Raw genomic sequence first — 13,807 nt, 5'->3', positions numbered from 1 at the left:
TCTAATTTTGCGCGTTCATACTGTAAACACCAAACGCACAGCTATGCTGGAAGTTGGTTCCCTAACAAAAAACGCCCTCCCCTGAACAGACAGCTTCAGAAGAGAGCGGTGCTTTCATTTAAAATATTTGGATTCCAGCTTACGCCCGAACAGCCAAATGATAAAGAACACAAGAAAAATCAGCGCTATTTTCAGGGGATGTTTGAGCAGGCTGTCCAAATTATGGCCGGCAAACGATACGAGAAAGATCATGACGCCTTTGCCCAAAGCCGTAGCCAAGACAAAGGTATGCATGGGAACCTTGGAGAGCCCCGCTATTATGTTCACAAGAGAGGATGGTGTAAACGGGAAGCATGCGAGCAGGAAAATGGGGGTAAACCCGTGCTGCTCCAGCCAATGCACTAATTTCTCCGACCTGGGATGCTTCCGCTCGATCCAACCGCGAAGCCTGCCACCAAATTTACGGAAGATTGCAAACACGCTGATGCTTCCGCACACTACTCCGATCCAGGACAGCAATACGCCTTCGCCTAATCCATAGGCATTCACATTGGCAATCAAGATAGCCACCAGAGGCAAAGCGGGGAGAAAGGATTCTGCCATAGGGGCTAGAATACCGGGAAGCGGCCCTAAGGCTTCATATTGCTTTAGCCAATGTTCCACATCATGCCAATCCAAACTTGTAATCGTCTCCATCCAATTCATCTCGTGTCGCTTCACCTCAGTATAGTTAATACAACTATACTATCCCCGTTGGTCTAATGCAACGGGCAACCCTTGATTAAGAAACCATCATCACCGTACGATCACAAATCGCATCAACGTCCTGGTGGTCGTGACTTACGAACAAACAGGTCATCTCCGCTTTTCTCAGGATATCTCTAAGCTCGCTGCGGATAGAGACTTTAAGGTCTGCATCCAGGTTGCTGAACGGTTCATCCATCAGAAGAATGGAAGGACGCGGGGCAAGAGCCCTTGCCAAGGCTACACGCTGCTGCTGGCCCCCGCTTAATTCGTGGGGATAACGCTTCTCAAAGCCTGATAGCTGCACCAGCTCCAGCATTTCTGCAAGCCGCGCGGCACGTTCTTTCTTCGACAGACGATGCAGGCCAAATTCGATGTTGCCTGCTACGGTCATATGCGGAAACAATGCATAATCCTGAAACACCATGCCGACGCCGCGGTTTTCAGGAGGTATGAAGGAGGTATCGTCCACCACGGTACGCCCGGAAATCGCAATGCTTCCACCGGTTGGCGACTCCAACCCGGCAACAAGCCGCAGCAGCGTACTTTTTCCACTCCCGCTAGGCCCCAAAATCCCGACGATCTCCCCTTTTTCCATATCGAAGGAGAAGCGGTCAATCACTGGCTTCTGTTTGGAGGAATAGGAAAATGAAAGTTTACCAATATTCACGATCTTCATGAATTCAACCTCTTCCCTAATTGATGAAATACGATAACAGAGACCATACTGACACCGATAATAAACAAAGAGGGTATGGAAGCTTCATAGATGCGTTCGTCGCTTGCGTATTGATAGGTCTTGGTCGCCAGCGTTTCAAAGTTAAACGGTCTAAGCAGCAAGGCTAACGGTAATTCTTTCATAATTTCCACGAACGTTAGAATAACGCCGCTGAACAAGGCGCCCTTGATCAGCGGGGCATCCACCTTGAAAAAGGTCTTCGTCATCCCCAGGCCGAGCAGCCTTGAGGCTTCCGTATATTTCATCCCGATCTTCTCAAAACCGGCCTCGACCGCATTGTATCCGGTGGCCATAAAGCGGACCACATAAGCGACAACCAGCATAACCAAGGACATGCTGAGCACAAGCGGCGCTTTCCCCAGGCCCATGCGGGCATATAGCGGGGCCAGCCATTGATCAAGGCCGATAAACAGCGCCAGTACGCCGATGGCAATAATCGCTCCGGGAACGGAATAGCCGGACGTCACCGACCGGGCCAGCACATAGGTCAGCACATTCGATTGCTGACGAACTACATTGGCTGTAATCACTGAGAACACCATAATGATCGCCGTGGCCGTCAAAGCAAGGCCTATCGTGTTATACGTCAATTCGAAAAAAGCCGGGGTAAGCACATCGTCATAGCTCCAGGCGGCCCATACGATCAATTGAATGACAGGGATAAGGAAGGAGCACGCAAACATAAGCCCGCAGAACATGAAAGCAGCCGCAGCGCGGATACCTTTCAGCTTCTTGGGTGTAAGCGGTCTCGATTTACTGGTGGAAGCCGCGAAGCTCCGCTGATGGCGGAGCAGCCGTTCCACCACGAATATCCCGACGACCCCCGCCATCAGCCATGCGGCCAAACGGACGGCAGAGTCGACATCGTACATTCCGAACCAGGTCTGAAATATCGCCACGGAGATGGTCTGGATACCGTAATAGCTCGATACGCCATAATCGCTAAGCACTTCGAATACGACAAGTATGACACCGCCGACGATGGCAGGCCGGGAAATCGGCAGCACGATAAAGAGAAATATGGAAAAAGGTTTTCTCCCGAGCAGAGCGGCATTCTCAATATAAGAGCCGCTCTGATGCTCCAGATAGGATCTGGTAATCATGTATACGTATGGAAACAAGAACATCGTAAATATGAAAATGGCGCCTCTCATCGACATGATGCCAAACCACTCCGGGTTTGGCATCACCCCGAATTCATTGCGCAGCGTGGTTTGGACAATGCCGGTATAGCTCAACATCGTGCTGTAGGTGTACGCCGCAATGTACGGAGGAACGGCCAGCGGCAGCACAAGCGCCCAGCGAAAAAAGCGTCTGAGCGGAAAATCATAAGCCGCGATCAGCCAAGCCAACGTTACCCCAAGCAGCACGGTAAACAGACAAGTAAACAACACAAGCCAAACGGTCTGGAACACATAGTCCTGCAGTAAATACTGCTTGATGTGCTGCCAGTTTTCGTTTGGCGGTTGGAACAGCGACACGAATATAGTAAAAATGGGCAGCAGAACGACCACTGCCCCCAGAAGGCTGGCATAAAGCCAGCCGTTTGTATGTTGTTTTATATTGCGTATAGCTGCTCTAAAGCGCATTTTTATTTCCAACCTACTTTATTAGAAATCTCAACTGCCTTTTTATTATGTTCTCCCAGCTTGGCAAAGTCAATTTGCTGGGCCTTAAACTCTCCCCAAGATTTCAGAAGCTCCGGTTTCTCCGCCTTGGGGTTTACCGGGAATTCAAAGTTCTCCTTGGACATCAGTTCCTGCGCTTCCGTATCGGTCAAGAACTCGATCAGCTTCACGGCATTTTCTTTATTTTTGCTGTGCTTTGCAAGACCCACTCCACTGATATTCAGATGCGTGCCGGTCGTGCTTTGGTTAGGGAAGAACACGCCGAGCTGCTGTGCAACCTTCACTTCTTCCGTATCTTTGGAGTTCAGCATCTGTCCAAAGTAATAAGTGTTCATAATGGCTACATCTCCGGTTCCCGCAGCAATGGCTTTTGCTTGGTCACGGTCCCCGCCTTCCGGCGCACGGCCGAGGTTAGCGACGATGCCTTTAGCCCACTCTTCCGCTTTCTGCTCCCCGTTCAACTCGATCAGGGAAGCAAGCAGCGATTGGTTATACAAGCTTGTGGAGGAACGCACGAGCACTTTTCCTTTCCACTTATCGGTAGCCAAATCTTCGTATGTAGAGAGCTGCTCCGGTTTAACCCGATCTTTGGAGTATACGATCACACGGGCCCGCGTCGACAGACCGATCCACTCGTTGTCTTTATCCCGGAGCTGTGCAGGAACATTAGCCTCAATGACATCCGACTTTACAGGCTGCAGCACTCCGTTCAGCTTGGCGTTATTCAGCACTCCGCCGTCCACTGTGATGAACAAATCGGCGGAAGTGCTCTCTCCCTCACGCTTTAACCGTTCAATCAATTCTTCCGCCTTGCCTTTGACGACATTGACTTTAATACCGGTTTTCTCCGTAAATTGAGCATAAAGAACGTCGTCCACTTCATAATGTCTTGCCGTATAAAGATTGACGACTTGTTCCGTCTTCGATTCGGAAGCTCCGCTATTCGGCTCTTGCGGCTGCGCAGCTTGCTGTCCGCCTTGTGATGCCGTTCCACATCCTGCCAAAAGCCCGACGCTCAGAATAGCCGTTATTGCGGATGATAAGAATCTCCGGTGTTTCTTTAACATCATTACACTCCCCTTTTTAAAGTTGGTACTGATAATCATTATCATTTATTTGCAACTTGGATTCTAGCAAGAATAAACCCTACTGTCAACCCATTATTTTATAGTCACCGCAAACGGTTCCATCAAAAGCAGATTTCGGTATGAATACAAAATAAACCCCCACATCGATGTGAGGGTTACGGATAAATTAATAATTTTTCGTCTGCAGCTGGTCCAGGCTCTTGAATTCATATCCTTGCTTCCGGGCATCGTCAATAATTTTGGCTAACGCCTCCGCGTTGTCTTTCGATACAGAGTGAAGCAGGATGACCGCACCGGGATGCAGCTGCGACATGATGCTTTCGTATGCGTAAGCCCATCCTCTTTGCAGCTTCGGATCCCAGTCCTTATAAGCAATCGACCAAAACACGTTGGTATACCCGTATCCTTTGCTGGCCGCAAGCATCCGTTCGCTAAAAACCCCCCGCGGCGGGCGCAAATACGGCATTTCCTTTTGGGAGGTCAGCTCCGCTACTTTCGTTTTGACACGATCCAGTTCTTCCTTCAGCTTCTGGTCGGATACCTGTGTAAGGTCGGGATGGCTCCAGGAATGATTGCCTATGAGGTGGCCCTCCTGCACCATTCGCTTCAACAGCTCGGGCTGGTCTTGAATATAATGTCCCGTCACAAAGAAGATGGCCGGTACCTGCTTCTCCTTGAGTACATCCAAAATCCTGCTCGTATACCCGTTCTCATAGCCGTTATCAAACGTAAGATAAAGCTCCTTTTGCTTCGTATCGCCCAAAAAAATGGCATCATGCTTCTGGACAATGGACCGGAACCCCTCTTCCTGAATCGATGGAAGCTCATGGTTCCTGCTCTTCTTAAACCCGAAGTGATAAGGTTTGTTCGCATTGGCTTCGGCCGAATGGGGTAAAATCAAACACAAAAGCACAACGAATGCGGCGAGGAAAGAGACATAACGCTTCATGTAACCATTTCACTCCTTAGGCGATGGTTTTTCTTATGCGGTCATCGGCTAAGGGGTAATGTTCCACAAAAAACAGAAAGTTATGTGTTTCCTTGTAGAAGGAAAGATAAGCAGGCCAATGGATATGTTTTCACTCCGCATACCCATCCGTTAACCCTCTTGCTTGGCACTTAAGTCCTGTAAAATTGCAATTATTTACATATGGAAAAATGTAAAGGTGTCGATAACACACCGCCAGACTTGATGCCTTTGTGTACGGGGATTTAACCTATGGGCCTCTGTTACGATGTGTGTTCCTCCCAGTTCCAAATTTCGATCCTTCCCAATTGAAAATAAAACAGGTCCTGCTCCTGCTTCAGCTTCTCCAGCTCGCGCACCGGTCCTGTAACAACGGCGCCATATACTTTCACTCCGTTCTCTTTCAGGTAGTCCAACCGCTTCCCGTCGTTTTCGGACTCCCGGTAGCTTCTCTCCTGTCTCAGCCATTCGATATCTTTGAGCATTTGATCGACGGATTGCTTGAGGGTGTCCGCATTCTCCAGCCAACCGGCCCAGCTCATCCCGTTTCCCTCTTCTTGATACTTTACAAAAGGCCTTAACGTAAGATGGGGCACGAAATGGAGTTCATTTGAGGTCGAATGGGGAATATTCTTCAGATCTCCCTTCAGCTCTCCCGCATAAACCGGCATGCTGAGAACCCGCACTTGATAGTTGGAAAGCCGCTTGAGAAGCTCCTCGGGATCCATCCCCACAACCGTGGAAAAAGCCAACTCCGCTACATAACCGTCCTCGATATGCTTGAGCTGCTCCCAAACCGAACGGTTGGAGGGAGCCTGTGTGCGGCTGGGGTCACCGGCAATCAGATCGGGCGGGACGGCGAAAGAAAACCGGCTGGGTGTTCTTAAATAGGTTACATTTTCATTGATCGAATAGGTTACGTCACCGAAAAGCGTTTGGGTGGCCGTAACTTCCCCTGCGATGATCTGCCATTCACCCACCTGCTTAAACAGCTTCAGCGTGGCTTTTTTCGTCAGAAAAGGCGTCAGCTCTGCGTTCCAATGACCGCCTTTCTCCACTTTTAAACCCGGTTCATGCGTTTCTACCAAGGTAGTGACATAGCGGATAAATTGGTCGCTTTTCCCGCTGCTGTGATAATAACTCGTTACGAGCATCATATAAATCCATACCAGCAAGAAAATCCCCAGCAGTGTGGAGACCACGCTCCTTACGACGGTAAACCGGGTGCGCCAGATCATGCGCTTGAACTTTTTCTCATCCCAGGCCGGGGAATCCGGTTCGTTGGCATCGGATTCCCAGTTATGCAGCAGCTTTTCTTCGTTAGTAAAGCGCTGTTCACTCATGTCCATTTCCCCTTTCCCATTGATCCGCCAGTTCCCTGAATTTATCCCTGCTGCGGTGCAGCATGACTTTGACTTGACTCATGCTGAGATCCAAAGTCTCGGCCAGCTCCTGATAGGAGAAGCCTTCCATTTCCCTCAAATAAAGAATCGTCCGGTAATGCTCGGGCAGCTTACGCATGACCCCGGTCATTTTTCTCCGCTGCTCCTGCAGCTGCAAAGCCTCTTCAGGAGTAGGCATCGGGCTAGTGCCGGAAGCGTGAATCTCTATGGCCTGCAGCATCTCCGCCTCCCCCTTCCGCTTGCGTACCCAGTCGATAAACAGATTTCGGGCTACTTTATATAACCAGGCCCGGGCCAATCTCATATCCTCCAGCCGAAGCGAGAGCATGGCCCGATAAAACGTCTCCTGAAGCAGCTCTTCGGCCACCTCTTTAGACCCGCACATGCGGTATAAATAGCGATAGAGAGAGGGCTGAAACATCCGGAACAGCTCTGTAAACGAATCCTTCTGCATGCCTCTCCCCCTTTCGCAAGAGTTATAACGATTGATCTCTGTTTTTGTTACAGATAAAAACAAAAATATCCGATGGTAAATGATCCATGGTTGCCTTTCGCCGGCAAATCGATCATACTATAACAAAGTAAGTGACTGACTGGAGGTAAATATCGATGATACAAATCGATGTCTTTTCCGACATGGTATGTCCATGGTGCCGAATCGGCAAGAAAAATTTACAGGATGCTCTGGCTGCATGGGGTCCTAAAGACGAGGTGGAGATCCATTTTAGGGCTTTTGAGTTGGATTCGACGCTGCCGGCCGAGGGACTTCCCTTTCAGGACGCTATGATCAGAAAAATGGGCGGCAATGCCGCTTCCTTGAAGCAAATGACCGATCGTGTGACCCAGGCGGGGGAAGCGGTGGGGGTGACATTTCGTTTCGATCAGGTGACCCGCATGCCGAACACCAAGCTGGCCCATCGGCTGACGGCCCTGTTGCCCGCCTCCGAGCAGGAGGCTATGATCGATGCCATCATGAACGCTTACTTCGAACAGGGCCAGGACATAGCCCAGCTAGATATTCTGCTTGGCATCGCCGCTTCCCTCGGTCATGATCCGGTCCATCTGCGGGAACAGCTCGAACAGGGGAAAGGAAGCGACAAGGTAACGCATGACCAGACAGCAGCCAGACAAATCGGCGTTACCGGCGTACCTTTCTTTGTATTCAATAACAAGTACTCCCTCTCCGGAGCTTACCCGCCCGCCGAGCTGATCAAAGTACTCGAGAAAGTCGCAGCGGAATAGACAGACAAAGGACACCGGGGCGGGTGTCCTTTGTTTTTCTTATATTATACCTTCAGCTGAATGCGATCAGAATGACGCCGATGGCAATGAGACTTATGCCGATTCCGCTGATCCAGCTGAGGCGTTCCCCCAGAAACACAACGGCCGCTATCGTCGCAATGACCACGCTTAATTTATCGACCGGGGCGACTTGCGAAACTTTACCGAGCTTTAAAGCCCAAAAATAAAACAACCAGGAAGCGGCACCGGCGGCTCCGCTCAGCACGATGAACAGCAGCGTTTTTTTGTCTTCGAAAAGAGACGGGATTTTACCGATATTGCCTTGAAACGCAACCACGGCCACTAAAAATACCGCCATAATGACGGCCCTGACCGCCGTTGCCGTGTTGGCTTCCACCGACTGCAGCCCGATCTTGCCGAAAATACTGACCAGCGCGGCGGTTATGGCCGATAATAAAGCGAAAACCAACCATAAATAACTCATATGATCCCTCTTCGCAGTAATATGGTAGTACTCTTAGGTTGGCTTCAAGAAGAATTAACATACTAAGGCACACCGGCTGAACGGCAAAGCGGTGACCCGGTACCACCGCAAGGGCACCTGGTTATGGTTTACTCCGTATGTTCACTCACGATTTCTATCTGCACCTTGATCGTCATCCAACCTAAGAGCTATTTTGGAGAGCAGCTCGCCTTTCTCCCAGCTGGAGAAAAAATCCTCCCACACGACGTGGTATACATCATCGTTCGCCTCCATAATAATGCCCCTTGCCCGGTCCAGGGAAAAAACAACGCAATCGCCGATCTCAAACATAGGCTTCACCCCAATCGAAAGACGATCCCATGGCCGCCTTTCGGGTATTCCCATTTGATATTCTGATGAGGACAGCCGATTCTGCAGCTGCCGCATTCGTGACAGCCCTCGTAGCCGACATGCATCCGGATCTCCTCCCATTTATACACTTCGGCAGGGCAGAAGATCGTGCATATTTTATCGGGGCAATCGGTTAAACAAACCTCCGCATTCAACACATGAAGATGAGATTTCGTATCGGCGTTAAAACGAAGGAGATACTGCTTCTCCTCTATCGTTGCGGCTTTGGCCTGCTCACTCATGACTCACTTCATCACCTTCCATGCCCGGTATAGGTCGCGGGCGATTTTGAGCTTCTCTTTGACCGGGCCGATCTCATTCCATATCTTCCTCTGCTTCTCTTTCTTGGAGGAACCGTCTACGGTAAACATTTGGCTGGCCGCTCGATTCATCATGGGAATATATTGATCGAAATATTGGGGAAAGCGGTCGAAATGGTGAGTGGCGTCTTTATATTTTTTCAAATCCTGACCGACGAAGCTGTCCATCAGCCGCTTGCGGTAATGATCGAGCACGCGCTCGGAATAATCTCCCTCTTCTTTGGCCTTCACGACCGTTTCGGCAGCCAAACGGCCGGAGGTCATCGCCATGTTCGATCCTTCCCGGTGAATCGCATTGACAAGCTGTGCGGCATCACCCACGACAAGGACGCCGTCTCCGACAACCTTAGGCATGGAATAATAACCGCCTTCGGGGATCAGATGGGCCAAATATTCCTGGGGTTCGCCCCCTTGGAGGTACGGACGAATCATCGGATGATGTTTGACATATTCCAGCAGCTCGTATGGTTTTATTTTATGCTTGATGAGTCCCGAGAGTAAAGTGCCGACGCCTATGCTGAGCGTATCTTTATTGGTATACAGAAATCCTGTGCCCAGGATCCCTTTGGTGGCATCGCCGAACAGCTCGATGGTACACCCTTGATCCTGCTCCAGGTTAAAGCGGTCTTCAATGATTTTGCGGTCCAGCTTAATAATCTCCATGGTAGCCAACGCCACTTCGTCCGGCCTGAATTCTCTGTGAAACCCGAGCGACTTCGCCAACAAGGAGTTCACTCCGTCCGCCAGGATCACGACATCCGCATACAGGTCCCCGTCCGGACGGTCCGTACGCACGCCCACCACGCGGCCGTCCTCTACGATGCATTCCAGCACCACCGTCTCGTTCACGAGCAGTGCGCCCTGATCCACCGCCTTCTGAGCGAACCATTGATCGAATTTGGCCCGAAGCACGGTAAAGTTGTTATAAGGCTCCTGTCCCCATTCCATTCCTTTATAACCGAAGGTAAGGGCCGATTCCTTATCCATCATCATAAACCGCTGCTCGACGATAGGCCGCTCCAGCGGAGCTTCTTTATAAAATTCCGGGATGACATCCTCCATCATCTGCCGGTACAGCACGCCGCCCATCACATTTTTCGAGCCCGGATATTCGCCTCGCTCCAACAGCAGCACCTTCACTCCGGCCTTGGCCAGCTCATAGGCACAGGCAATTCCCGCAGGGCCGGCACCGACGACGATGCATTCAAATTTTTCGGACATACCCGTCCTCCTTTCCACCCAAGGCCGTTGTGTACTCTTCAATCAGCAGGGGCAAGATCTCGAACGCATCGCCTACAATCCCGTAATGGCAGTTCTGGAATATCGCAGCATTCGGATCCTTATTGATCGCTATGATTAATCCGGAATTTTGCATGCCCACGATATGCTGGATGGCCCCCGAAATGCCGACGGCAAAGTAGATTTTCGGCGTGACTGTTACACCGGTCTGCCCTACTTGATGATGATGCCCGATCCATCCCGCTTCGACCACATCCCGGCTGGCCCCTACGGCGGCTCCCAAAACTTCGGCCAGCTTATGTATCAGCTGAAATCCTGCGGGTCCTCCCATTCCCTTTCCCCCGGCTACCACAATATCCGCTTCATCGATGCGCACTCTGCGGGCTGTTTCCCGAACGATCTCCAACACTTTGGTGCGAACCTCTTCTTCCTGCAGCGGAATCGATTCTTCTACCAGCGTTCCCGTTCGGCCAGGCTCCGGGAATAGCGCTTTCATAACTTTCGGGCGAACGGTAGCCATTTGAGGCCGGTACTTCTTGCACAATATTGTCGCCATGATGTTGCCTCCGAAAGCAGGACGGCTGGCCAGCAGCAGACCGGTGTCTTCTTCCACATCCAGCATGGTGGAATCGGCGGTAAGTCCCGTAGGCAGATCCGTAGCCACCGCGCTCGCCAGATCCTTTCCGGTCGAGGTGGCGCCGTACAGAATAATTTCCGGTTTGTACTTCTGCGTGCACGCGAGCAAGGCTTTCATGTACGGTTCCGTACGGTAATGCTTATAAATCGGGTCATCGTATACATAGAGCGTATCCGCACCGTATGCAAATACCGTTTCTGCCAAGGGCTTCACGCCTTCGCCGATGACGACCCCGGCCAGTTCCGTTCTCCGTTTATCCGCCAGCCTTCTCCCCGCCCCCAACAATTCAAGCGAAACCGGAGCGACCTGGCCTTCCTTCACCTCGATATACACCCAGACACCCCGGTAGTCCTCGAAGCTCATCAAGCTTCACCCCTTGCTTGGAACAATTCTTTCTTTTCCATCAAAATGCCGAGCAATCCCTTCACCTGTTCCTTCGGTCCACCCTCCAGAATGGTCCCCCCTTGGGGCTTTTGGGGCGCCCACACGGAGGAAACAATCGTCGGCGACCCTTTTAATCCAAGCTGAGTCCGGTCAACATCGTCCAGATCGCCCACCGACCATATTTGCGGTTGATAGCGTGCCGCCCGAAGCACGTTAGGCAGCGGAGAATAAGGAACTTCGTTAATCTCTTTTTCCACGGAAAGCAGACAGGGCAATGTCGATCGGACAACCTCATAGCCGTCCTCCAGCTTACGGTGTACGATCAAATATCCTTGTTCCCGCCGCACCTCCACGATCTTCTTGACCGAGGTGAGCGGGGGAATATCGAGTCTCCTGGCAATCCCGGGACCCACTTGACCCGTGTCTCCGTCTATGGTCATTTTACCGCACAGGATCAGGTCGATCGGCCGGAGCTTGGCGATTTTGTCCAAAGCTTTCGTCAGCGCATAGCTGGTCGCCAGCGTATCGGCGCCGGCAAACGCGCGGTCGGAGATCATATAGCCCTCGTCCGCTCCGATTTCGATGCATTTTTTAATCGCCTTCACCGCCGGCGGCGGCCCCATGGTCAGCACCGAGACCGTTCCCCCGTACTTTGCCTTGAGCCGAACCGCCTCCTCCACCGCATGAGCGTCATAGGGATTGAGGATCGCCGGCGCGCTGGCACGATCCATGGTATTGGTCTTCGGATTCATCTTGATGATTTTCGTATCCGGCACCTGTTTAATACAAGCGACAATATGAAGCAATGCGCATCACCCGCCCTATCATCCTAGGAAGTAGTCATAATCCAGTATATATGGCTAATACAAATAAAATGCATGGGATTCCTCATTCCTCCGGGCTTTTCCCGCCGTGAGTGTTCTTTCCGGCTCCACACGCTCGCCGGCCTTGATGGATCGAGCAATTTCGAACCGCCGTGCAGAATATGCACAACATGACCATCACACATCAATTAGACATTTGAAGAGGAGGTTGATGATATGGGCAAAAAAAAGTTAACGACATCCAGTGGAAGCCCTGTCGCGGATAATCAGAATTCGCAAACGGCCGGCCAACGCGGGCCTGTAGTGATCCAAGATGTGCACTTACTCGAAAAGTTGGCTCATTTTAACCGCGAACGCATTCCGGAGCGGGTCGTCCACGCGAAAGGTGCAGGCGCTTTCGGCTATTTTGAAGTCACGCATGCCGTGAATCAGTGGACCAAGGCCAAATTCTTATCCGAGGTTGGCAAGCAAACACCGGTTTTCATCCGCTTCTCAACGGTCGCCGGCGAAAAAGGCGCCGCGGATACCGAACGCGATCCTCGCGGTACGGCTATCAAATTCTATACCGAAGACGGCAATTATGATCTGGTCGGCAACAATACGCCTGTTTTTTTTATTCGCGATCCTCTGAAGTTTCCGGACTTTATCCATACGCAGAAACGCAATCCCCAAACCAATCTTAAAGACCCGAACGCGATCTGGGATTTCTGGTCTCTTTCCCCGGAATCGCTGCATCAAGTGACCATTTTGTTCTCCAACCGCGGCACACCCAAATCGTATCGTCATATGCACATGTTCGGCAGCCATACGTTCCAATGGATTAATGAGCAGGGCGAAGCCGTCTGGGTAAAATACCATTTCAAGACCGATCAGGGCATTCAGAATTTTCGCCGGGAGGAAGCCGTCCGCATCGCCGGCGAGGACCCGGATTACGCAACCCGGGATCTGTTTGAAGCGATCGAAAAAGGGGATTATCCGTCCTGGACGCTGTACGTTCAAATTATGCCTCTGCAGGATGCAGATACGTACCGTTTCGACCCGTTCGATGTGACCAAGGTGTGGTCCCAGAAGGATTATCCTTTGATCCCGGTCGGACGCATCGTATTGAACCGGAATCCGAAAAACTATTTCGCGGAAGTGGAGCAAGCAACGCTGTCGCCTGGAAATGTGGTGCCCGGTATCAGTTTCTCCCCGGACAAAATGCTGCAGGGCCGGCTGTTTGCCTATTCCGACGCGCACCGGTACCGCGTGGGAGCAAACCATAATCTGTTACCGGTAAACCGTCCGATAAGCCCTGCAGACAACTATCAGCGGGATGGGGCGATGAGATTCGACGACAACGGCGGCAGTTCGGTCAACTACGAGCCCAACAGCTTTAACGGCCCGAAAGAGGTTCCGGAAGCCAAAGCTCCGCCGCTGCCGGTATCCGGTGCGGTCGACAGCTACCCGTATGATCGCGATGATCATTACACGCAAGCCGGCGATTTGTATCGTTTATTGAGCGAGAGCGAACAAGCGGATCTGATCGACAACATTGTCACTGCGATGAAGCCTGTGAAACCGGAGATTCAACTGCGGCAAATCGGGCATTTCCGCAAAGCCGACCCCGATTACGGAGCGAGAATCGCAGAAGGTCTGGGATTAGGTTAAATCCCGGCAAAGACGAAGCCCTTATCGTTATCGATAAGGGCTTTCGCTTTATGACAGCACGAAAGGAA

General features: G+C 51.3%; 15 protein-coding genes. 2 read left to right on the top strand and 13 right to left on the bottom strand.

What is annotated here, in order from left to right:
- Nucleotides 1-114: 114 nt before the first annotated feature.
- The 7 genes from IJ22_RS21550 to IJ22_RS21520 form a co-directional block, all read right to left on the bottom strand.
- Nucleotides 115-705 (bottom strand): TVP38/TMEM64 family protein, encoded by a 591-nt coding sequence (locus tag IJ22_RS21550; protein ID WP_054817012.1) that lies wholly within the window; start codon nt 703-705, stop codon nt 115-117.
- A gap of 76 nt (nt 706-781) precedes the next feature.
- Nucleotides 782-1,423: an ABC transporter ATP-binding protein gene (locus tag IJ22_RS21545; protein ID WP_054817011.1), complete on the bottom strand. Its 642-nt coding sequence runs from the start codon at nt 1,421-1,423 to the stop codon at nt 782-784.
- Complete coding sequence (locus IJ22_RS21540; protein WP_062410267.1) at nt 1,420-3,072, bottom strand: ABC transporter permease; 1,653 nt, start codon at nt 3,070-3,072, stop codon at nt 1,420-1,422. Before IJ22_RS21540 ends, IJ22_RS21545 begins: the two co-directional genes overlap by 4 nt.
- 2 nt (nt 3,073-3,074) lie before the next feature.
- A complete protein-coding gene (locus IJ22_RS21535) occupies nt 3,075-4,181 on the bottom strand; it encodes a Fe(3+) ABC transporter substrate-binding protein (protein WP_418007052.1) in 1,107 nt (368 codons plus the stop codon).
- Between the two features lie 184 nt (nt 4,182-4,365).
- Complete coding sequence (pdaA, locus tag IJ22_RS21530) at nt 4,366-5,148, bottom strand: delta-lactam-biosynthetic de-N-acetylase (protein WP_062410265.1); 783 nt, start codon at nt 5,146-5,148, stop codon at nt 4,366-4,368.
- Nucleotides 5,149-5,429: 281 nt separating this feature from the next.
- Nucleotides 5,430-6,509 (bottom strand): anti sigma factor C-terminal domain-containing protein, encoded by a 1,080-nt coding sequence (locus IJ22_RS21525; RefSeq protein WP_054817010.1) that lies wholly within the window; start codon nt 6,507-6,509, stop codon nt 5,430-5,432.
- Nucleotides 6,502-7,023, bottom strand: coding sequence for an RNA polymerase sigma factor (locus IJ22_RS21520; protein ID WP_054817009.1), 522 nt, complete (start codon nt 7,021-7,023; stop codon nt 6,502-6,504). The genes IJ22_RS21525 and IJ22_RS21520 overlap by 8 nt, the downstream gene beginning before the upstream one ends.
- 155 nt (nt 7,024-7,178) lie before the next feature.
- On the opposite strand from IJ22_RS21520, the gene IJ22_RS21515 reads away from it, so the two are divergent.
- A complete protein-coding gene (locus IJ22_RS21515) occupies nt 7,179-7,811 on the top strand; it encodes a DsbA family oxidoreductase (RefSeq protein ID WP_235594191.1) in 633 nt (210 codons plus the stop codon).
- Nucleotides 7,812-7,863: 52 nt separating this feature from the next.
- Here IJ22_RS21515 and IJ22_RS21510 read toward each other — a convergent pair whose 3' ends face one another.
- The 6 genes from IJ22_RS21510 to IJ22_RS21485 all read right to left on the bottom strand — a co-directional run bounded on the left by IJ22_RS21510 (nt 7,864) and on the right by IJ22_RS21485 (nt 12,071).
- Nucleotides 7,864-8,295, bottom strand: a complete 432-nt coding sequence (locus IJ22_RS21510; RefSeq protein ID WP_062410264.1) for an EamA family transporter — start codon at nt 8,293-8,295, stop codon at nt 7,864-7,866.
- A 141-nt stretch (nt 8,296-8,436) separates the two neighbouring features.
- Entirely contained in the window at nt 8,437-8,625 is a 189-nt protein-coding gene (locus tag IJ22_RS21505; RefSeq protein ID WP_054817008.1) for a hypothetical protein, read from the bottom strand.
- Between the two features lie 5 nt (nt 8,626-8,630).
- A complete protein-coding gene (locus tag IJ22_RS21500) occupies nt 8,631-8,927 on the bottom strand; it encodes a ferredoxin family protein (RefSeq protein ID WP_062410263.1) in 297 nt (98 codons plus the stop codon).
- Between the two features lie 3 nt (nt 8,928-8,930).
- On the bottom strand, nt 8,931-10,226 hold the full coding sequence (locus IJ22_RS21495; protein ID WP_054817007.1) for an FAD-dependent oxidoreductase: 1,296 nt from the start codon (nt 10,224-10,226) through the stop codon (nt 8,931-8,933).
- Complete coding sequence (locus tag IJ22_RS21490; RefSeq protein WP_062410262.1) at nt 10,210-11,244, bottom strand: electron transfer flavoprotein subunit alpha/FixB family protein; 1,035 nt, start codon at nt 11,242-11,244, stop codon at nt 10,210-10,212. Before IJ22_RS21490 ends, IJ22_RS21495 begins: the two co-directional genes overlap by 17 nt.
- Nucleotides 11,244-12,071, bottom strand: coding sequence for an electron transfer flavoprotein subunit beta/FixA family protein (locus IJ22_RS21485; RefSeq protein WP_062410261.1), 828 nt, complete (start codon nt 12,069-12,071; stop codon nt 11,244-11,246). The genes IJ22_RS21490 and IJ22_RS21485 overlap by 1 nt, the downstream gene beginning before the upstream one ends.
- Nucleotides 12,072-12,305: 234 nt before the next feature.
- Between IJ22_RS21485 and IJ22_RS21480 the strand changes: the two genes are divergently transcribed.
- On the top strand, nt 12,306-13,739 hold the full coding sequence (locus IJ22_RS21480; protein ID WP_062410260.1) for a catalase: 1,434 nt from the start codon (nt 12,306-12,308) through the stop codon (nt 13,737-13,739).
- The last annotated feature ends 68 nt before the right edge of the window (nt 13,740-13,807 follow it).

The organism is Paenibacillus naphthalenovorans (assembly GCF_001465255.1).
Classification (GTDB): Bacteria; Bacillota; Bacilli; order Paenibacillales; family NBRC-103111; genus Paenibacillus_G; species Paenibacillus_G naphthalenovorans.
Note: the sequence above shows the minus strand (reverse complement) of the source record. Positions and strands in the feature narration are given on the sequence as shown.